The sequence below is a fragment of the Spirillospora sp. NPDC047418 genome (assembly GCF_040643275.1).
GTDB lineage: Bacteria > Actinomycetota > Actinomycetes > Streptosporangiales > Streptosporangiaceae > Spirillospora.
The window spans coordinates 1-19476 of sequence record NZ_JBEYTW010000114.1 but is presented as its reverse complement, the minus strand read 5'-3'; the positions used below and the strand labels follow the sequence as shown (position 1 = coordinate 19476).

General features: G+C 74.4%; 19 protein-coding genes. 16 read left to right on the top strand and 3 right to left on the bottom strand.

Annotation, left to right across the window (positions count from 1 at the left end; genetic code table 11):
- The first annotated feature begins 179 nt into the window (after positions 1–179).
- The 7 genes from ABZ806_RS39645 (at position 180) to ABZ806_RS39615 (ending at position 7464) form a co-directional block, all read left to right on the top strand.
- Positions 180–1442 carry a replication-associated recombination protein A gene (locus ABZ806_RS39645; protein ID WP_500223747.1) on the top strand — a complete coding sequence of 421 codons (1263 nt, stop codon included), beginning with the start codon at positions 180–182 and terminating at the stop codon, positions 1440–1442.
- 136 nt (positions 1443–1578) lie between these two features.
- Complete coding sequence (locus ABZ806_RS39640) at positions 1579–1959, top strand: DUF948 domain-containing protein (RefSeq protein WP_500223726.1); 381 nt, start codon at positions 1579–1581, stop codon at positions 1957–1959.
- Complete coding sequence (locus ABZ806_RS39635; RefSeq protein WP_500223724.1) at positions 1956–2291, top strand: DUF6167 family protein; 336 nt, start codon at positions 1956–1958, stop codon at positions 2289–2291. The genes ABZ806_RS39640 and ABZ806_RS39635 overlap by 4 nt, the downstream gene beginning before the upstream one ends.
- Positions 2292–2293: 2 nt before the next feature.
- A complete protein-coding gene (gene alaS / locus ABZ806_RS39630; protein ID WP_500223722.1) occupies positions 2294–4963 on the top strand; it encodes an alanine--tRNA ligase in 2670 nt (889 codons plus the stop codon).
- A 37-nt stretch (positions 4964–5000) separates the two neighbouring features.
- A complete protein-coding gene (gene ruvX, locus ABZ806_RS39625) occupies positions 5001–5459 on the top strand; it encodes a Holliday junction resolvase RuvX (protein ID WP_500223720.1) in 459 nt (152 codons plus the stop codon).
- Positions 5456–6616, top strand: a complete 1161-nt coding sequence (gene mltG / locus ABZ806_RS39620) for an endolytic transglycosylase MltG (RefSeq protein ID WP_500223718.1) — start codon at positions 5456–5458, stop codon at positions 6614–6616. The genes ruvX and mltG overlap by 4 nt, the downstream gene beginning before the upstream one ends.
- On the top strand, positions 6613–7464 hold the full coding sequence (locus ABZ806_RS39615) for a shikimate dehydrogenase (RefSeq protein ID WP_500223716.1): 852 nt from the start codon (positions 6613–6615) through the stop codon (positions 7462–7464). Before mltG ends, ABZ806_RS39615 begins: the two co-directional genes overlap by 4 nt.
- A gap of 13 nt (positions 7465–7477) precedes the next feature.
- Here the strand turns inward: ABZ806_RS39615 and ABZ806_RS39610 are convergent, their stop codons facing one another.
- Entirely contained in the window at positions 7478–8902 is a 1425-nt protein-coding gene (locus ABZ806_RS39610; RefSeq protein ID WP_500223714.1) for a prenyltransferase/squalene oxidase repeat-containing protein, read from the bottom strand.
- Between the two features lie 145 nt (positions 8903–9047).
- Here ABZ806_RS39610 and ABZ806_RS39605 point away from each other — a divergent pair, with 145 nt between their 5' ends.
- Positions 9048–9752: an HIT family protein gene (locus ABZ806_RS39605; RefSeq protein ID WP_500223712.1), complete on the top strand. Its 705-nt coding sequence runs from the start codon at positions 9048–9050 to the stop codon at positions 9750–9752.
- On the opposite strand, the gene ABZ806_RS39600 is transcribed toward ABZ806_RS39605, so the two are convergent.
- A complete protein-coding gene (locus tag ABZ806_RS39600; RefSeq protein WP_500223711.1) occupies positions 9728–10675 on the bottom strand; it encodes a PfkB family carbohydrate kinase in 948 nt (315 codons plus the stop codon). The two genes, ABZ806_RS39605 and ABZ806_RS39600, sit on opposite strands and share 25 nt — an antisense overlap.
- Before the next feature lie 11 nt (positions 10676–10686).
- Positions 10687–11178, bottom strand: coding sequence for an NUDIX domain-containing protein (locus tag ABZ806_RS39595; protein ID WP_500223709.1), 492 nt, complete (start codon positions 11176–11178; stop codon positions 10687–10689).
- Positions 11179–11807: 629 nt separating this feature from the next.
- Here ABZ806_RS39595 and infC point away from each other — a divergent pair.
- From infC to pheT, 8 genes are all read left to right on the top strand, one after another.
- Positions 11808–12380: a translation initiation factor IF-3 gene (infC, locus tag ABZ806_RS39590; protein ID WP_500223745.1), complete on the top strand. Its 573-nt coding sequence runs from the start codon at positions 11808–11810 to the stop codon at positions 12378–12380.
- A gap of 183 nt (positions 12381–12563) precedes the next feature.
- Positions 12564–12758, top strand: coding sequence for a 50S ribosomal protein L35 (rpmI, locus tag ABZ806_RS39585; RefSeq protein WP_176405689.1), 195 nt, complete (start codon positions 12564–12566; stop codon positions 12756–12758).
- A gap of 67 nt (positions 12759–12825) precedes the next feature.
- On the top strand, positions 12826–13203 hold the full coding sequence (gene rplT, locus ABZ806_RS39580) for a 50S ribosomal protein L20 (protein ID WP_131944984.1): 378 nt from the start codon (positions 12826–12828) through the stop codon (positions 13201–13203).
- A 34-nt stretch (positions 13204–13237) separates the two neighbouring features.
- On the top strand, positions 13238–14053 hold the full coding sequence (locus ABZ806_RS39575; RefSeq protein WP_500223705.1) for a TrmH family RNA methyltransferase: 816 nt from the start codon (positions 13238–13240) through the stop codon (positions 14051–14053).
- Between the two features lie 290 nt (positions 14054–14343).
- A complete protein-coding gene (locus ABZ806_RS39570; RefSeq protein WP_500223703.1) occupies positions 14344–14838 on the top strand; it encodes an STAS domain-containing protein in 495 nt (164 codons plus the stop codon).
- A gap of 191 nt (positions 14839–15029) precedes the next feature.
- Complete coding sequence (locus ABZ806_RS39565; RefSeq protein ID WP_500223701.1) at positions 15030–16118, top strand: sensor histidine kinase; 1089 nt, start codon at positions 15030–15032, stop codon at positions 16116–16118.
- 136 nt (positions 16119–16254) lie between these two features.
- Complete coding sequence (pheS, locus tag ABZ806_RS39560) at positions 16255–17364, top strand: phenylalanine--tRNA ligase subunit alpha (RefSeq protein ID WP_500223698.1); 1110 nt, start codon at positions 16255–16257, stop codon at positions 17362–17364.
- Positions 17364–19476, top strand: a 2113-nt coding sequence (gene pheT, locus ABZ806_RS39555; protein ID WP_500223696.1) for a phenylalanine--tRNA ligase subunit beta, incomplete at its 3' end; no start/stop codon positions are given. The genes pheS and pheT, both read left to right, overlap by 1 nt.

The window sequence follows — 19476 nt, the reverse complement described above, 5'->3', positions numbered from 1 at the left end:
CCCGGTGTGTCCGTGCCGGGGGATAGTGTCGGAGCGTGACCAGCGGGGCGGAATCGGGCGAGCCGGAGGGCCTTTTCGACGCGCCGGGGCGGGAGCCGGGCGGCTCGGCCGTCCCGGCGGCGGAGGCCGCGCCGCCGCGCGCTGCCGGCCCCGGCGCGGAGCAGCCGCTCGCGGTCCGGATGCGTCCCCGCACGCTGGACGAGGTCGTCGGGCAGGGCCATCTGCTCGGCCCCGGCACCCCGATCCGGCAGCTCGTCGACCGGGACGTGCCGATGTCCCTGGTCCTGTGGGGCCCGCCGGGCACCGGGAAGACGACCCTCGCCACGGTCGTCAGCCGGGTCACCTCCCGCCGGTTCGTGGAGATCTCCGCGGTCACCGACGGCGTCAAGCGGGTCCGCGCCGAGATCGACCTGGCCCGCCGCGAGCTCGGCATGGCGGGCCGGCAGACGGTCCTGTTCGTCGACGAGGTCCACCGGTTCAACAAGGCCCAGCAGGACGCCCTGCTCCCCGCCGTGGAGAACCGCTGGGTGTCGTTCATCGGCGCCACCACCGAGAACCCGTTCTTCTCCGTCATCAGCCCGCTGCTGTCCCGCTCGCTGCTGCTCACGCTGGAGCCGCTCGGCGAGGACGACCTGCGCGAGGTGATCCGCCGCGCGCTCGCCGACGAGCGCGGCCTGGGCGGCGCGGTGACCCTCGACCCCGCCGCCGAGGACCACCTCGTCCGGCTCGCCGGGGGCGACGCCCGCCGCACGCTCACCTACCTGGAGGCGGCCGCCCTCGTCGTCGACGCCGGCGGCGTGATCGACGCCGGCGTGCTGGAGAAGGCCGTCGACCGGGCCGCCGTCCGCTACGACCGCGAGGGCGACCAGCACTACGACGTCATCAGCGCGTTCATCAAGAGCATCCGCGGCAGCGACGCCGACGCGGCGCTGCACTACCTCGCCCGCATGATCGAGGCCGGGGAGGACCCGCGGTTCATCGCCCGGCGGCTGATCGTGCACGCCAGCGAGGACGTCGGCATGGCCGACCCGACCGCGCTGCAGACCGCGGTGGCCGCCGCGCAGGCGGTGGAGTTCGTCGGGCTGCCCGAGGCCCGCATCAACCTGGCCCAGGCGGTGATCCACCTGGCCCTCGCGCCCAAGTCCAACGCGGTGATCACGGCGGTGGACGGGGCGCTCGGCGACGTCCGCAAGGGCCTGGCCGGGCCCGTCCCCGGGCATCTGCGCGACTCCCACTACAAGGGCGCCGCGAAGGTCGGGCACGGGCAGGGCTACCAGTACGCGCACGACCACCCCGGCGGCGTCGTCCGGCAGCAGTACGCGCCCGACTCGGTCGACGGGCGGGAGTACTATCGCCCGACCAGGCACGGCGCGGAGGCGCGGTTCACCGAGGTGCTCGCGCGGATCCGCTCCGTGCTGCGCGGCACCGGCGACCGGCGCTGATCGTTTCGACCGGGCCGGTGATACCGGCACAAGGCCGTGCCGACCGGTAAGGTCTGTCACGCCGTAACCGGCCCGAACCGTATTCGCACGAACGGAAAGCCCGATGCTCACTGGTGGACAGCTCGCAGGTCTCATCGTGGCCGTTTTCTGGGCGGTGCTCGTCGCGTTCATCGCGCTGACCCTGCTGAAGCTCTCCCGGCTCCTCGGGGAGGCCGGCAAGGTCGTCCGCGAGCTCGGCGACCAGGCCGCGCCCCTGCTGGACGACATGAGCCGCACGGTGCAGCGCGCCAACGAGCAGCTCGGCCGCACCGACGTCATCACCAAGCAGGTCGCCGGCGTCACCCAGAACGTCTCGGCCGTCACCACGGTCATGACCTCGGTCGTGGGCGGCCCGCTGGTGAAGGCCGCGGCCTTCTCCTACGGCGTCCGCAAGGCCCTCAAGAGCGACGGCGACGGGCGCGCGGCGTCCGGCCGGCCGCAGCTTCAGGCGCGCTCCCAGGGGAAGGGACGGCGATGAGGCGGCTGTTCTGGCTCTCGGTGGGCGCCGGGGCCGGCGTCTACGCCACGCACCGCGTCAAGCGGCGCGTGGAGGCGGTCGCGCGCAGCCTGTCCCCCGAGGGGGTGGCGATGCGCGCGGTGGCGACGGGGAAGGGCACCGGGGATCGGCTGAGGCATTTCGCGGCCGACGTCCGTACCGGTATGCAGGCCCGCGAAGAGGAGCTGCGCGAGGCCGTCCGCATGGACCAGGCTCCGCCGGACGCCGAGGTTCCCGGGCTGCGGGGGTCCCCGCCCCGCCGGGTGCTGAAGGCGCGATACACGATCATCGACGACGACAAGGATGGCCACTGATCATGGAGTCGGCAGAGGTCGCCCGCCGCTTCCTCGCATTCTTCGAGGAGCGCGGGCACACGGTGGTGCCCTCGGCCAGCCTGGTCGCCGAGGACCCGACCCTGCTGCTGGTCAACGCCGGCATGGTCCCCTTCAAGCCCTACTTCCTCGGGCAGCGCACGCCGCCGTCCGCCCGGATGACCAGCGCGCAGAAGTGCGTGCGGACGCCGGACATCGAGGAGGTCGGCAAGACCACCCGGCACGCCACGTTCTTCCAGATGCTGGGCAACTTCTCCATCGGCGACTACTTCAAGGAGCAGGCGATCCCGTTCGCCTGGGAGCTGCTGACCGCCTCCCGCGAGGACGGCGGCTTCGGCTTCCCCGAGGAGAAGCTGTGGGTCACCGTCTTCAAGGACGACGACGAGGCGCAGCGCATCTGGCACGACAAGGTCGGCGTCCCCCTCGACCGCATCCAGCGGCGCGGCATGGAGGACAACTTCTGGTCGATGGGCGTCCCCGGCCCGTGCGGGCCCTGCTCGGAGATCTACTACGACCGCGGCCCCGAGTACGGCCGCGAGGGCGGCCCCGTCGCCGACGAGGACCGCTACCTTGAGGTCTGGAACCTCGTCTTCATGCAGTACGAGCGGGGCCCGGGGGAGAGCAAGACCGACTTCCCGATCCTCGGCGACCTGCCCGCCAAGAACATCGACACCGGCATGGGCCTGGAGCGCATGGCGGCGATCCTGCAGGGCGTCGACAACATCTACGAGACCGACACCCTGTGGCGGGTCCTCGACCGCGCCGCCGGGCTGACCGGCGCCCGGTACGGCCGCGACCACCGCGCGGACGTGTCGCTGCGCGTCATCGCCGACCACGTCCGCAGCGGCACGATGATGGTCGCCGACGGCATCCGCCCCGGCAACGAGGGCCGCGGCTACGTGCTGCGCCGCATCCTGCGCCGCTCCATCCGCAACCTGCGGCTGCTCGGCGGCCAGGACGCCGGCCTCATGCACGAGCTGACCGCCGTCGCGATCGGCGCGATGGCCGAGCAGTACCCGGAGCTCGCGCGCACCGCGGCGAACATCCACACGGTCATCGACGCCGAGGAGGGCGCGTTCCTCCAGACGCTCCGCACCGGCACCGCGATCTTCGACACGGCGGTCGAGGAGACCAAGCGCTCCGGCGCCGCGACGCTGGCGGGCGAGCAGGCGTTCAAGCTGCACGACACCTACGGCTTCCCGATCGACCTCACCCTGGAGATGGCGTCCGAGCAGGGCCTGCGGGTCGACGAGGACGGCTTCCGCCGGCTCATGCAGGAGCAGCGGGACCGCGCGAAGAAGGACGCCCGCGACAAGAAGACCGGCAACCTCGACGTCTCCGTCCTGGACGAGCTGCTCACCGGCGCCGGCGGCAAGGTCGACTTCACCGGCTACGGCAGCCTCGCCGGCGACGCCCGCCTCGTCGGGCTCCTCGTCAACGGCGCCAACGCCCCCGCCGCCGGGGAGGGCACCGACGTCGAGGTCGTCCTCGACCGCACCCCGTTCTACGCCGAGGGCGGCGGCCAGCTCGCCGACCACGGCCTGATCCGGCTCGGCGGCGGCGCCGTCATCGAGGTCACGGACGTGCAGGCGCCCCTCGCGGGCCTCATCGTGCACCGCGGCCGCGTCCGCAGCGGCGAGGCGCAGGCGGGCGACACCGCCTACGCCGAGGTCGACGTGGAGCGGCGCCGCGCGATCTCCCGCTCGCACACCGCGACCCACCTGGTGCACGCCGGTTTCCGCCGCGCGCTCGGCGAGTCCGCCGCGCAGGCCGGCTCGGAGAACTCGCCCGGCCGGTTCCGGTTCGACTTCACCGCCTCCGGCGCCGTCCCGCCGAGCGTGCTGCGCGACGTCGAGGACGAGGTCAACGAGGTCCTGGTCGGCGACCTGGACGTGCGCGCCTTCCACACCTCGATCGACGAGGCCCGCGCGATGGGCGCGCTCGCGCTGTTCGGCGAGAAGTACGGCGACGAGGTCCGCGTCGTCGAGGTCGGCGACTACTCCCGCGAGCTGTGCGGCGGCACCCACGTCGCCCGCTCCGGGCAGCTCGGCCTGGTCAAGGTGCTGGGCGAGGCGTCGATCGGCGCCGGCGTCCGCCGCGTCGAGGCCCTCGTCGGCATCGACGCGTTCCGGTTCCTCGCCCGCGAGAGCGTCCTGGTCGCGCAGCTCGCCGAGCAGATGAAGGCCCGCAAGGAGGAGCTCCCCGAGCGGATCTCCGGCGTCGTCACCCGGCTGCGGGACGCCGAGAAGGAGCTGGACAGGCTCCGCTCCCAGCAGGTCCTCGCGATCGCCGGCTCGCTGGCCGACGGCGCGCGGGACGTGCACGGCACCGCGTTCGTCGGCCACCGCGCCCCGGACGGCACCGGTGCCGACGACCTGCGCAAGCTCGCCGTCGACGTGCGCGGCCGGCTGACGGCCCGGCCCGCCGTCGTGATGGTCGCCGGCGTGCCGAAGGACCGTCCCGTCGTGGTCGTCGCCGTCACCGAGGGCGCGCGCGGGCGCGGCCTCAAGGCGGGCGCCCTCGTCGGCCTGGCCGCCAAGGCGCTCGGCGGCGGAGGCGGCGGCAAGGACGACCTGGCGCAGGGCGGCGGCGCGAACCCCGCGGCCGTCGGCGACGCGCTCGCCGCCGTCGAACGAGCCGTAGGGGCCGCGTGAGCCCGGCACGACGGGGTAGGCGACCGGAGCCCATGCCATGAGGCGGGGCGTCCGGTTGGGGGTCGATGTGGGGAGCGTGCGGGTCGGGGTCGCCAAGTGCGACCCCGGCGGGATCCTCGCCTCCCCGCTGGAGACCGTGAAGAGCGGCAAGGGCGACATCGACCGGCTCGTGGCGCTCGCCGCCGAGTACGAGGCGATCGAGGTCGTCGTCGGGCTGCCGACGTCGTTGTCGGGCCGCGAGGGCCCGGCGGCGCGGACGGCCCGCAGGTTCGCGGCCATGCTCGCGGACCGTCTTCCCCCGGGGACGGTCCGGCTCCACGACGAGCGGCTCACCACCGTCACCGCCGAGAGCGGGCTGCGGGCCGGGGGAGTACATGGTCAAGCGAGGCGCAAGGTCGTCGACCAGGCCGCCGCGGCGGTCCTGCTGCAGGCGGCCCTCGACGCGGAACGGTTGACTGGGCACCCCCCAGGAGAGATCGTCCGGGGGAGCTCATGAACGATGTGGACCTCTTCTCCGACCCGTACGGCGACGGGCGGCAGCAGGGCGAGCGGTACGGCAGGCGGGACCAGCGGCGCGTCCGCAAGCGGCAGAAGCGCCGCAGGCGCAACGGCCGCGCCGCGGCCCTGTTCGCGATGGCGTTCCTGGTGGCGGTGTTCGGCACCGGCGGCGTCCTCGGCTTCGCCTGGCTCGACGACAAGTGGCACCCGCCGGACTTCGAGGGGCAGGGCTCCGGCGCCGTCACGGTCCAGATCAAGGAGGGCGCCAGCGGCTCGGTGATCGGCCTGACGCTGGAGCGGCACCGCGTCGTCAAGAGCGCCCGCGCGTTCGTGAAGGTCTACACCAAGGAGACCCGCGCCTCCAGCGTCCAGCCGGGCTTCTACCAGATGCGGCTGGAGATGTCGTCGGCGGCGGCGATGGCGCTGCTGCTGAACCCGAAGTCGCGGGCCGGGAACCAGATCACGATCCCCGAGGGCAGGCGGGCCGTCGAGACCTACCAGCTGCTGGCGAAGAAGACCGGGATCTCGGTGAAGGAGTTCCAGGCCGCCGCGAAGAAGGGGAAGGCGCTCGGGCTGCCGGAGTACGCGAACGGCAAGGTCGAGGGGTACCTGTACCCGGGCCGCTACGACCTCGACCCGAACGGCTCGGCCGAGCAGATCCTCAAGCAGATGGTGGACCGGTTCAACGAGGAGGCGAGCAGCACCGACCTCGTCGCCAAGGCGCGCAAGGCGCGGATGAACCCGGCGACGGTCGTCACGCTCGCCAGCCTCGTCCAGGCCGAGGGCGGCAAGCCCAGCGACCTGCCGAAGATCTCCCGGGTGATCTACAACCGGGTGAAGAAGGGCATGAAGCTGCAGTTCGACACCACGGTGCTGTACGCGCTGAACGAGCGGAGGCTGACGGTCACCGAGAAGGACCTGCTGACCCCGTCCCCGTACAACACCTACCTGCACACGGGCCTGCCGCCCGGCCCGATCGCCAACCCGGGCCCGGACGCCATCGAGGCGGCGCTGGCCCCGGCGGACGGGACGTGGCTGTTCTTCATCGCCACCGACCCGACGAACAAGGTCACCAAGTTCGCCACCACCGAGGAGGAGCGGCTGCGGATCGAGAAGGAGTTCCGGGCGTGGCAGAAGGCGCACCCGGGCCAGTGACCGCATCCGAACCGGTGACGGGGGAGACGGGCCGCCGGGCCGCGGTGCTCGGGTCGCCGATCGCGCATTCGCTGTCGCCGGTGCTGCACCGCGCGGCCTACGCGGCGATGGGCCTGGACGGCTGGTCCTACGAGGCGATCGAGTGCGCCGAGGGCGGCCTCGCCGGGCTGCTGGACGGCCTCGGCCCGCGGTGGGCGGGCCTGTCGCTGACCATGCCGCTCAAACGGGTCGCGCTGGACCTCGCCGACTCGGTGTCCGACCTCGCGGTGAAGGTCGGCGGCGCGAACACCATCGTGCTGCGGGACGGGCGGCGCCGCGCCGACAATACCGACGTGCACGGCATCGAGGCGGCCCTCACCGAGGCCGGCGTCAAGGCGCCGCCGTCGGTGCTGGTGCTGGGCGGCGGCGCCACCGCCGGGTCCGCGCTCGCCGCGCTCGCCCGGCTCGGCACGACCGAGGCGGTGCTCGCCGCGCGGGCGCCGGAGCGCGCCGCCGGCGCGGCGCGGGTGGGGGAGCGGTTCGGGCTCGCGGTCCGGGTGGTGCCGCTCGACCGGGTGACCGCGCACCTGCCCGCGGAACTGGTGGTGTCGACGCTGCCGGGCCGGGCGGGCGACGGGTTCGCCGGACCGGTCGCCGCGTCCGGCGCGGCGCTGTTCGACGTGGTGTACGCGCCCTGGCCGACGGCGCTCGCCGCGGCGGTCGAGCGGGCCGGCGGGACGGTCGTCGGCGGGTTCGCGATGCTCCTGCACCAGGCCGTCCGGCAGGTGGCGCTGATGACCGGCCGCGACGACGTGCCGGTGGCGGCGATGCGCGCCGCCGGGGAGGCCGAGCTCGCCCGCCGCGGCTGACCCGTCCGCGCCGTCAGGGCGGGGCGGGCGGCGGGCCGCGCGGGGTGCGGCGCCGCTTCGCCGACTCGTCGATGCCGGTGAGGACGATCGGCAGGATCACGCTCAGCCAGAAGTCCTTCCAGCCCCACAGGCCGGCGGCGACGCCGAGCACGCTGGCGGCGCAGACGAGGCTCAGCAGGTGCGCCGCCCAGTGCCGCCGCGCGAACCCCACCGGGTCGACGGGCCTGCGGTGCGGGAGGAGGTCGCCCAGCGGGCGATCCCGCGCGTGGGACCGCTGCACGACGGTCGCGTCCGGCAGCCAGTGCAGGATGTCGGCGCTCCCGGCGAGCGGGACGCGGGACAGCGCGATCAGCGTCTCCAGCCGCCACCACAGCGTCCATAGCGAGGTGCGCCCGCCGCCGGGGCCGCCGTTCCAGCGCGGATCGGTGAACTCGCCGCGCACCAGCGTCCGGAACGCCCGCGCGATCACCGGCCCGTGCGGGCCGCGTGGGTCCCGCAGCAGCGCGGTCAGCGCGATCGGCAGCCCGTAGTGCCAGAGGGCGAGCCGCCACACCGGTTCCGGCCCGTCCGGCGCCGCCTCGGAGTCGCGAGGGCCGGCGCAGTGGGGTGCGACGTCGTAGGTCTCGATCCATATGTGGTCGTCGTCGGGGTCGAGGTGCTCCAGCAGCCAGTCGTAGGCGTCCAGCAGCCGCTCGGTCCGCAGTTCCGGGCGCGCCTCGGCCAGGGTCACCAGCGCGAACGCGGTGTGGGTGACGGTGGGCCGGGACGCCGGCGTCGGCCCCCAGCCGGGCCGGTGCGCGGTCCGGTCGGCGGTCAGCCACTCCACGCCCCGGCCGACCGCCTGGTCGTAGGGGTTGAGCTGGCTGAGCGCGCGCAGCGCCAGGCACGTCAGCCACACCCGGGACGGGCAGCCGTGCAGCGAGCCCCAGCCGCCGTCGGGGTTCTGGTTGCGCAGCAGCCACCGGTAGGCGCGCCCGGTGTCGGGCGCGTCGTCGCGCAGGTCGCAGCGGGCGCGGGCGAGGAACCGCGCGATCCAGCCGGTCGCCTCCACCACCGGCATGCCGAGGCTGGTCTTGGTGGCCCAGCCGCCGTCGCGCAGCCCGTCGCCGGAGCGGGTCTGCCGGGCGGCGAGGAGGGCCAGGCCGTCGTCGAAGTACTCGAAGGGACGTCCCGCCTCCACGAACGCCATCAGCCCGAGCGCCGTCGCGGTGGTGCCCGGCTCGGGGCGCGCCAGCTCGTGGTACCAGCCGCCGCCGGTGCCGAGCGCGGGCGCGTAGGTGTCGCGCAGCACGTCGAGCGACTCGTCCAGCCGGGTCTGGAGCACGGCCATGTCGACGGCCGGGACGCCGGGGCCGGGTCGCCGGCGCCGTCCCGGCATGGCGGCGGGAGGGTCGGCGCGGGGGGCCGGTGCGGGGAGGGGAGGCGGTGTCTGGTCCACGATGTAGCCTTCTATCCCCTTTCTTCCCGCTAGGACAGACTTTGTATCCGATGGGTGCCATGTCGGTATCCATGGGTCGCTGCTCCGCCGGTGCCGGGCAGTCTGGAGGGGAGCGGTCCCCCGTTCCGTGGTGCCTGGAGGAGGCTTGGCCGAGCCGACGGCGTGGAACGAGCCCGGTCACGACTGCGTCCTGTGCCCGCCGCTGCGCTTCCGGTTCAACGGCATGGCCGGCCTCCCCGGCGAGTCCGGCGTGATCGCCGCCGACGGGGACTTCCTCCTCATCCCGGACGTGGCCCCCCTCACCGAGGGGCACGTGCTGCTGGTGACCCGCGACCACTACCAGTGCGCGGGGGAGTTCGGCCGCACCATGTGGGAGCGCGCGCTCCGGTGGCGCGACCGCGTCGCCCGCCTCTACCGCGCGGCCTACGGGAGTGGCGAGCTGCTGCTGTTCGAGCACGGCCCGGCGACTCCGCAGGGCGGCGGCGCGTGCATCGACCACGCGCACTGGCACCTCCTGCCCGGAACCCCGGGGATCCGCGCGGTGGTGGAGCGGCGGGGCCGCCCCGGGGCGCCCGCCGGGCGGGCCGCCCTCCGCGCGTACGCGCGCAGCGGCCGCTCCTACCTCCTGATCGAGGAGGACGAGGTCATGACCGTCCACCCGGGGGACGGGGTGCGGAGCCAGTTCCTGCGCTGGGCCGTGACGGCCGCCGGCCCGGGCGGGACGTGGCGCTGGCAGGAGACCTTCGGCCTGCCCGGCAGCAGGCGGCGCTTCCTGCGGACGCTCGGGGCGCTGCGCGCCGCGCAGGCCGTCCTCCCGCCCGGCGATCAGCCCTCCGACAGCCACCAGTAGAGCTCGGACGAGGCCAGCCGGTCCCCGAACCCGTCGCGCTCCGCGCCATCGGCGTAACCGGTGGCGTACTCCACCGGCGGCTCTCCCCGCCGGTGGGCGAGCACGCGCTCCAGGGACGTCGGGCCGAACCGCAGCAGCCACAGCGGGCGGCCCGGCACCGCGCGGTCCAGGGCGGGGAGCAGCTCCCGCACCCCGTCGCCGCCGGCCGGCGCCGGGCGTCCGAGCAGGCGCGCCAGCGTGGGCGCCTCCGCGAAGACGAGGCCCGCGCGCGCCAGCATCGGCAGCACGCCGGACGCCGGGAGGCGGGCGTCGATGTCGTGCGGGACGAGGTCGAACGCGAACCGCGTCCCGGCCGCCTCCGCGATGCGCGCCGCCTCTTCCAGCGCCGCCCGCGACGTCGGGGACAGCAGCGAGTAGCCGTCGGCGACCAGCACGTCCGCGTCCGCGATCGCGGCCGACGCCGCCGCGGCCTCCGCCGTGGTGAGCCGGCGCCCGGGCGGCTCGTCCCGGACGACCAGCAGCCGCACGCCCGGACCGCCGCCGGGGCCGCCGCCCGGGTCGTCGCGCAGCATGACCGAGACGCCGTTCGGCGCGCCCGCCTCGACGCACAGGTGGTCGCGGGCGCCGATCCGGCGCAGCTCCCGGCGGATCACCGGCGTGTAGTCGTCGTCCCCGACCTTCGCCAGCACCCCCACCCGGGCGAAGCGGCGGGCCGCGCACCGGGCCAGGTTGACCGCCGTGCCCGCGACCACGGCCCGCGCGGGGGCGTAGCAGAGCCGGTCGGCGCCGAGATCGGCGAACCGGACGCCCGGCAGCGGCGCGCGGACCTCGATCCCGGCGTCCCCGATGACGAGCAGGGCGAACCGGCGCTCGGCGGCGCCGTCGAGTCCCGGCCACTCGGCGGGCGATCGGGACGGGGCCATGGCGCGGGCGGTCAGCCGGGCGGGAGCAGGAACGCCCGCATCACCGGGCGCAGGCTCGGGATCAGCTCGTACGCGCCGAGCTCGGCCGGCGGCACCCAGGCGCAGCCGTCCAGATGGTCGCCGGCGTCCTGGTTGGCCAGGGTGGTGTCGAGCGTCACCGGCCGGCAGCGGCGCGCCGCCGCGACGACGCGGATCTGGCCGCCGCGCGGCCCGCGGCCCGGCATGTACCACTGCCACAGATGGAACGGCGGGCCCGGATCGATCTTGAGGCCGACCTCCTCCCAGACCTCCCGGCGGATGTGGTCGTCGAGGTCGGGGTCGGCGCCCACCTCCAGCCGCCCGCCCGGCACCTCCCAGCGGCCCGGGTGGAACGGGTCGGACGCGGACTTGCGGATCAGCAGCAGCCGCCCGCCGGACACGATGAACGCCTTCTGCGCGAACTGCAGCGTGATCGGCGGCAGGGCGGTGAGGGGGCCGGGGGCGCCGGCCTCGACCGAGGGCATCGCGGGGACAACCTCCCTGCTGCCGACCCCACCGGGCCGTCTCCGCTCCACCGTAACAACCCCGGCCGTGCGCGCCGAGACGCCCGCCCGGCCACAACATGCTCACCTCCACGGACCGCCGCCGGAGCCGCCGAGGAGCCGCCGAGCGGCCACCGTGGAGCCGCCGCGGGCGGGACGGGGAATGCCCGGGTGCCCGAAGCGGTTGACGTGGGTGTCGTACCTCACCAAGACACCAGCTCATGCCGGGCGTCGAGCGACCGTTCCGGTATGGCGCGGCCCGTCCCGGCGGGTGGTAGTCTTGGTGGCTGACCGGCCCTGTGCGCGCGATCCCGGTGATCGTGTGCGTGGGGCGCTCAAGCGGAGGCCACCTCCCACCTGACCGGCCGAGGCCGCGGTTCCTGCTCGCCGCCCGTACAGGGCGGCATCGCCGGAGCCCGCGGTGACAGTCTGGGGCGACCCAGACCTCTGAGGCCGGTGGGTATCGGTCCGGCGAACGGGCGTTTGCGCGTCCGTGTCGCCGTCGTCCCCGGGCGGTTCGTCCGCCCAGGGCGACCGAAGGTGGCCCCGTGCGTGAGTCGTGCGGGGCTTTTCTCGTGGAAGCCCCGGGGTACGACCGGTCCAACGAACTTATGGAACGGCCCCAAGGAGGTCCCATCAGCGCCGAACCGCGTATCAACGACCGCATTCGCGTGCCCGAGGTCCGGCTCGTCGGCCCGAACGGCGAACAGGTGGGCATCGTGCCCATCGCCAAGGCCCTTGAACTCGCGCGTGAGTCGGACCTCGACCTCGTCGAGGTGGCGCCCACCGCGCGTCCGCCCGTCGCGAAGCTCATGGACTACGGCAAGTTCAAGTACGAGTCCGCGATGAAGGCGCGTGAGGCGCGGAAGAACCAGGCGCACACGGTCATCAAGGAGATCAAGCTCCGCCCGAAGATCGACCCGCACGACTACGAGACCAAGAAGGGTCACGTGGTGCGGTTCCTGAAGGCCGGGGACAAGGTGAAGGTCACGATCATGTTCCGCGGTCGTGAGCAGTCCCGTCCCGAGCTCGGTTACCGGCTGCTGCAGCGGCTCGCCGACGACGTCGAGGAGCTCGGCTTCGTCGAGTCGCGGCCCAAGCAGGACGGCCGGAATATGATCATGGTGCTCGGTCCGCACAAGAAGAAGACGGCCCGCGGGCAGGAGGCCGAGACCACCGCCTGACGGCCGTCGCGGGACGGCCTCGCGGCGGTCCCGCCACCGCGGCCTCGCGGTTGGGCGGGGTCGCGGCGCACGTACATTGAAGCCTGACCGGGCGCGTCCACGGAGTTCCGTGCGGTGCGCCGATCAGGCGCGCCCCCGTGCGGCACGGCACGGGGGCCGGGACAGAGGGAGACGACGGCGACCATGCCGAAGACGAAGACCCACAGTGGTGCCAAGAAGCGCTTCAAGCTGACCGGCTCCGGCAAGGTGATGCGCCGCCGCGCCAACAAGAACCACCTGCTCGAGCACAAGCCGTCCAAGCGGACGCGCCGGCTCTCCGGCCCGGCCGTGGTGGCCGACGCCGACGCCAAGAACATCAAGAAGCTGCTGCGCAAGTAGCACTCGACCAGGAACATCAGCGACCGGCCGAGGCCCGAGGCCCCGGCCCCCACGAAGGAGTCAGCACGTGGCACGCGTGAAGCGGGGCGTCAACGCCGCCAAGAAGCGTCGGGTCGTCCTGGAGCGGTCGAGCGGCTACCGCGGTCAGCGTTCGCGCCTGTACCGCAAGGCCAAGGAGCAGCAGCTCCACTCGATGACCTACGCCTTCCGGGACCGCAAGGACCGCAAGGGCCAGTTCCGCCGGCTGTGGATCCAGCGGATCAACGCGGCGGCCCGCGCCAACGGCATCACCTACAACCGGTTCATCCAGGGCCTGAAGGCGGCCGAGATCGAGGTCGACCGCCGCATGCTCGCCGAGCTGGCCGTGAACGACGCGGCGGCGTTCGCCGCGCTCGTCCAGGTCGCCAAGGACGCGCTCCCGGCCGAGGGTTCGGAGGCCGCCTGAGCCGGGCGACCGGCACACGGGCGAGCACAGCGACATGGCGGGCCGCGAGCTGACCTCTCTCCGATCACCACGGGTGAAGGCCGCTCGGCGGCTCGCCAAACGCGCCTTCCGGCGCCGTGAGAACCGCTTCCTCGCCGAGGGCCCGCAGGCGGTGCGGGAGGCTCTGCGGATCCCGGGCGGGCTCGCCGAGCTGTTCACCACCGCCGAGGCGGAGGCCCGCCACCCCGAGCTGGTGCTCGCCGCCGAGCGCGCCGGCGCGCCGGTGCTGCGGGTCAGCGGAGAGGTCATGGCCGAGCTGGCCCAGACCGTCACCCCGCAGGGGCTGCTCGCGGTCTGCGGGTTCGTCGACGTCCCGCTCGGCAAGGCCCTTGAGGCTGGGCCGCGGCTGGTGACCGTCCTCGCGCACGTCCGCGACCCCGGCAACGCCGGCACGGTGCTGCGCACCGCCGACGCCGCCGGGTCGGAGACGGTCGTGTTCACCGACGCGTCCGTCGACCCCTACAACGGCAAGTGCGTGCGCGCCTCGGCTGGCAGCCTGTTCCACCTGCCGGTCGTCACCGGCCCCCGGTTCGACACGCTGATCCCGGAGCTGAAGCGCGCTGGCCTCACCGTCCTCGCCGCCGACGGCGCGGGCGAGCGGACCCTGGACGACGCGATCGACACGGGGCTGCTCGCGCGCCCCACCGCGTGGGTGTTCGGGAACGAGGCGTGGGGGCTCCCCGACGAGATACTCCGGCACGTCGACGAGGTCGTCCGCGTGCCCATCCACGGCAGGGCCGAGAGCCTGAACCTGGCGACGGCCGCGGCCGTATGCCTCTACGCCTCGGCGCGCGCCCAGCGCGGGACGTGACGCGCGTACGCGACGGCGGTCGCGGAGGTTCACTCCATTCCGTGATCGGATGGCCGCAAGCGGTCGCCTTGGGCACCGCTTCCCGGCCGGTGAGCTGGGAGGATGGACCGCGCACCGGCGGTCGGCGGGGGGCCTGCCGCCGGACGGGGCTCATCCGCAGGTAGGAGCCGGATCAGGGACCGGCGGGGGATCAATGCCGCTCCGTCCGGTGCCTACCGTGTTGATCAGTGCGTTGACCAGTGCGTTGACCAGGGGCGGCAGGGTGCCGTGCAGAGTTGGGGGCGAACGTGATGACCGAGGAGACCAGGCCGGCCCGCAGGACGGGCCGGCGCGCGCCGCAGGTGCGGTGCCGCGCGGGGGCGGGCGCGCCGCCCGCCGTCCCGGCCGGCGGCCCCGTGCGGGCCGCGGCCGCGGACCTGGCGATCGAGGTCGCCCGGGTGCGCGGCGGCACGGCCGTCGTCACGGTGGCCGGCGAGATCGACCTGCGCACGGCCGGCGTGCTGCGCGACCGGCTCGTCGAGCTGCACGGGCGGCTGCCCGGGACGGGCCCGCGGCGGCTGGTGGCCGACTTCACCGGCGTGCTGTTCTGCGACGCCGCCGGGCTCGGTGCCCTGGTCGCCGCGCACAACCAGATCGCGGCGGACGGCGGCGAGATCGTCCTCGCCGGGGTCCGGCCCGCCCAGCTGCGGCTGCTGCGCATCACCGGGCTGCACCGGCTGTTCGCGATCCACGCCGCCGCGGACGACGTCTGGGCCGCCCCCGGGCCGCCCGCCGCGTCCCGGTGAGTCCGGCCGTCGGCGCTGGTGAGGGTGCCTCCGGACGGGGCGCCACCCCGTCCGCAAGGCCACACAAGCCTTGCCGCGGGGCGGTTTCCGGGTCCCGCAAGGTGGCCGACTCCGGCTAGAGTCTCTTTTCGACAGGCCGCGTTCTCATCGGTGTTCTGGAGGCCGCTGTGGGCGGAGAGGAGTCCCCTCCCGTGGCCGCGCGCGTACCCGAGCAGGGGTCCGGGCCGGCCGCCGAGTGGGACGCCGCCGACGACCTGCCCGACGGGCTGATGGTCGCCGGCCGGGACGCCCGCGTGCTGGTGTTCAACACCGCCGCCGCGCGGATCACCGGGATCGCCGCCGAGTCCGCCGTGGGCCGCGACTTCCGCGACGTCCTGCCGCTGCACGACGCCGAGGGGCGCGACTGGTGGAAGTGCCTGGCCCCCTACGACGGGCTGTGCACCCGCACCCGGCACCCCGAGCGGGTGCTGTTCCTGCCCGGCGGCACCGAGGTGCTGGTGACGGCCGCGTACCGGCGCGACGGCGAGCGCCGGGTGGAGCGGTTCACGGTGTGCCTGCGCGACGCCCTGCAGCGCGCCCGGCAGGAGCGCGACCGCGCCGACCTCGTCTCCACCGTGGCGCACGAGCTGCGCTCCCCGCTCACCAGTGTGAAGGGGTTCACCGCGACCCTGCTCGCCAAGTGGCACCGCTTCAACGACGACCAGAAGCGGGTGATGCTGGAGACCGTCAACGCCGACGCCGACCGGGTCACCCGGCTGATCACCGAGCTGCTGGACGTGTCCCGCATCGAGGCGGGGCGGCTGGAGATGCGCCGCCAGGTCGTCGACGTCCCCGGCGAGGTCCGCAAGATCATCGCGGGCCGGGTCGCGGCCGGCGAGGCGCCGGACCGGTTCCGCTTCGAGACGCGCGGCGAGCTGCCGGAGATGTGGCTCGACCCGGACAAGATGGACCAGATCCTCGGCAACCTCGTGGAGAACGCGGTGCGGCACGGAGCGGGTACCGTCACCATCATGGTGGAGCCGGACGCGCACAAGGAGGGGGCCGCCGTGTCGGTACGCGACGAGGGCGAGGGCATCCCGCCCGAGGCCGCCCAGCGCGTCTTCCGGCAGTTCTGGCGCGGTCCGGGCGGCAACCGCCGCGGCGGTACCGGGCTCGGGCTCTACATCGTCAAGGGCCTGGTCGAGGCGCACGGCGGCGTGATCACCGTGCGGCGGGCGCCCGGCGGCGGCGCCGAGTTCCGATTTACCGTGCCCGCAGGGGCCCCCGACTACGCCGGCTGACCGGCGCACGCCGCCGCCGCGCCGCGGCACCGGGCCCCTGGACGGGCCAGCGCGTCACGCGCACGCTTTCCGGATCTTCACCGCCCGCGCACTAGACTGCGGGCGTCCCACGCCGACCGGAGTCGATCACACCACCATGTCTGCACCCAATAAGTCCTATGACCCTGTCGAGGTGTCCGTGCTGCAGCCCGAGGAGCTGGACCGGGCCCGTGCCGCGGCGCTCGCCGCGATCGCCGCGGCCGCCGACCTCGACGCACTGAAGCAGGTCCGCCTGGCGCACGCCGGCGACCGCTCGCCGCTGGCCCTCGCCAACCGCGAGATCGGCGCGCTGCCGCCCGCGGCCCGCGCCGACGCCGGCAAGCGCATCGGCGCCGCCCGCGGCGCGGTCTCCGCGGCGCTGAAGGAGCGCCAGGCCGAACTGGAGGAGGAGCGCGACCAGCGCGTCCTCGTCGAGGAGACCGTCGACGTCACCCTCCCGTGGGACCGCGCCCCGCGCGGCGCCCGCCACCCGCTGACCACGATGCAGGAGCGGATGGCCGACGTCTTCGTCTCCATGGGCTTCGAGGTCTCCGAGGGCCCCGAGGTCGAGGCGGAGTGGTTCAACTTCGACGCGCTCAACTTCCTGCCCGACCACCCGGCCCGCACCATGCAGGACACGTTCTTCGTGGAGTCGGAGGAGTCCGGCCTGGTGATGCGCACGCACACCTCGCCGATGCAGATCCGGTCGCTGCTGTCGCGGGAGCTGCCCGTGTACGTGGTGGCGCCGGGCCGCACGTTCCGCACCGACGAGCTGGACGCCACGCACAGCCCCGTCTTCCACCAGCTGGAGGGCCTCGCCGTCGACGAGGGCCTGACGATGGCCGACCTGCGCGGCGGCATCGACGCGTTCGTCACCGGCATGTTCGGCAAGGGGCTGAAGACGCGGTTCCGGCCGTCGTACTTCCCGTTCACCGAGCCGTCCGCCGAGGTGGACATGCAGTGCTTCGTGTGCCGGGGCGCGTCCGCCGAGCCCGGCGCCGAACCGTGCCGGACGTGCGGCTCGGAGGGCTGGATCGAGCTGGGCGGCTGCGGCATGGTCAACCCGCGGGTGCTGGTCGCCTGCGGTGTCGACGCGGACCGCTACAGCGGCTGGGCGTTCGGGCTGGGCGTCGAACGGACGCTGATGTTCCGGCACGGCGTGGAGGACATGTACGACATGGTGGAGGGCGACGTCCGGTTCACCCTCCCGTTCGGGATGGAGATCTGATGCGGGCCCCGCTTTCCTGGCTGCGCGAGTACGTCGAGCTGCCCGCCGGCGTCACGGGCCGGGCGCTCGCCGCCGAGCTGATCGCGGCCGGCCTGGAGGTCGAGACCGTCGAGCAGGCGGGCGCCGACCTCACCGGCCCGCTCGTCGTCGGCGAGGTCCTGGAGATCGAGGAGCTGACCGGCTTCAAGAAGCCGATCCGCTACTGCCGGGTGGACGTCGGCGACGCCAACGGCACCGGTGAGCCGCAGAGCATCGTGTGCGGCGCGACCAACTTCGCGGTGGGCGACCGCGTCGTGGTGATCCTGCCCGGCGGGGTGCTGCCCGGCGGGTTCCGGATCGGCGCGCGCAAGACCTACGGGCACCTGTCCGAGGGCATGATCTGCTCGGTCAGCGAGCTGGGCATCGGCGAGGACCATAGCGGCATCCTCGTCCTGCCGCGGGACACGCCCGTCGGCGCGGACGCGATCGGGCTGCTCGGGCTGCGCGACGACGTCCTCGACATCGCCGTCACACCCGACCGCGGCTACGCCCTGTCGATCCGCGGCATCGCCCGCGAGGCCGCCACCGCCTACGACGTCCCGTTCAAGGACCCCGCGGACGTGGAGCTCCCCGCCACGACCGGGCCGGGCGGAGCGGATCCCTCGAAGGACGGCGGGCGGGGGCTGGAGGACGGTGCGGCGTATCCGGCGAGCATCGGCGACTCCGGCGCGTGCGACCGGTTCGTGCTGCGGGAGGTGCGCGGGTTCGATCCGGACGCGGCGACGCCGCTGTGGATGCGGGTCCGCCTGCACCGCGCCGGGATGCGTCCGGTGTCGCTGGCCGTGGACATCACCAACTACCTGATGCTGGAGCTCGGCCAGCCGCTGCACGCCTTCGACCGGGGCAAGCTCACCGGCCCGATCGTGGTGCGGCGCGCCGCGCCCGGCGAGCAGCTGGAGACGCTCGACCACGTCAAGCGGGCCCTCGACCCCGACGACATCCTCATCACCGACGCGTCGGGGCCGATCTCGATGGCCGGCACGATGGGCGGGCTCGCCACCGAGATCGACGAGCGGTCGGCCGACATGGTCATCGAGGCCGCGCACTTCGACGCGATGGGCACCGCCCGGATGAGCCGCCGCCACCGGCTGCACAGCGAGGCGTCGCACCGGTTCGAGCGGGGCGTCGACCGCGAACTGCCGCTGTACGCCTCGTACCGGGCCGTTCAGCTGCTCGCCGAGCTGGGCGGCGCGCAGATCGTGCCGGGCGTGACGCACGCCGAGGCGCCGGTCGAGCCGGTCACCGTCACGATGCCCGCCGGGCACCCCGACAAGGTCGCGGGCGTGTCCTACGGGCGGGACGCGGTCGTCCGGCGGCTGGAGCAGGTCGGCTGCGCGGTCGCCGGGGACGACGTCCTGACGGTGACGCCGCCGTCGTGGCGTCCCGACCTGACCGACCCGAACGACCTCGCCGAGGAGGTCATCCGGCTCGAGGGCTACGAGGACATCCCGGCCAGGGCGCCGCGTCCCGCCGCCGGCCAGGGCCTGACCGCGCGGCAGCGGCTGCGCCGCCGCGTGGGCCGCGCCCTCGCCGGCGCCGGCTACGTCGAGGCGCTGGCCTTCCCCTTCATCGCCGAGAAGGACCTGGACGGCCTGCAACTGCCCGCCGGGGACGCCCGCCGCCGCACGCTGCGCCTGGCGAACCCGCTGTCGGAGCAGGAGCCGCTGCTGCGCACCACGCTGCTGCCGGGCCTGCTGAAGGTCCTGGCGCTGAACGTGGGGCGCGGCTTCGGCGACGCCGCCCTGTTCGAGCTCGGCGTGGTGTTCCGGCCGCGCCCGGACGCCCCGGACGCCGCGCCGCGCCTGGCCGTGGACCGCGGCCCGACGGCCGACGAGATCACCCGTCTCGAGGCGGCGCTGCCCGACCAGCCGCACCGGGTGGCGGTCGTGCTGTCCGGCGACCGGGAGCCGACCGGCTGGTGGGGCGAGGGGCGCCCGGCGGTGTGGGCGGACGCGGTCGAAGCCGCCCGCATCGTGGCCCGGGAGGCGGGCGTGGAGCTGGCGGTCAAGGCCGACCGGCACGCGCCGTGGCACCCGGGCCGCTGCGCCGCGCTGTACGCCGGCGACACCCTCG

Excerpts from the sequence above, each read along its gene's own strand:
- ABZ806_RS39570 (WP_500223703.1), top strand. The coding sequence starts at position 14,344 with ATGACCGAGGAGACCAGGCCGGCCCGCAGGACGGGCCGGCGCGCGCCG.
- ABZ806_RS39645 (WP_500223747.1), top strand. The coding sequence starts at position 180 with ATGCGTCCCCGCACGCTGGACGAGGTCGTCGGGCAGGGCCATCTGCTC.
- rpmI (WP_176405689.1), top strand. The coding sequence starts at position 12,564 with ATGCCGAAGACGAAGACCCACAGTGGTGCCAAGAAGCGCTTCAAGCTG.
- alaS (WP_500223722.1), top strand. The coding sequence starts at position 2,294 with ATGGAGTCGGCAGAGGTCGCCCGCCGCTTCCTCGCATTCTTCGAGGAG.
- ABZ806_RS39595 (WP_500223709.1), bottom strand. The coding sequence starts at position 11,178 with ATGCCCTCGGTCGAGGCCGGCGCCCCCGGCCCCCTCACCGCCCTGCCG.
- infC (WP_500223745.1), top strand. The coding sequence starts at position 11,808 with ATGGAACGGCCCCAAGGAGGTCCCATCAGCGCCGAACCGCGTATCAAC.
- pheS (WP_500223698.1), top strand. The coding sequence starts at position 16,255 with ATGTCTGCACCCAATAAGTCCTATGACCCTGTCGAGGTGTCCGTGCTG.
- ABZ806_RS39575 (WP_500223705.1), top strand. The coding sequence starts at position 13,238 with ATGGCGGGCCGCGAGCTGACCTCTCTCCGATCACCACGGGTGAAGGCC.
- ruvX (WP_500223720.1), top strand. The coding sequence starts at position 5,001 with ATGAGGCGGGGCGTCCGGTTGGGGGTCGATGTGGGGAGCGTGCGGGTC.
- mltG (WP_500223718.1), top strand. The coding sequence starts at position 5,456 with ATGAACGATGTGGACCTCTTCTCCGACCCGTACGGCGACGGGCGGCAG.
- ABZ806_RS39635 (WP_500223724.1), top strand. The coding sequence starts at position 1,956 with ATGAGGCGGCTGTTCTGGCTCTCGGTGGGCGCCGGGGCCGGCGTCTAC.
- ABZ806_RS39600 (WP_500223711.1), bottom strand. The coding sequence starts at position 10,675 with ATGGCCCCGTCCCGATCGCCCGCCGAGTGGCCGGGACTCGACGGCGCC.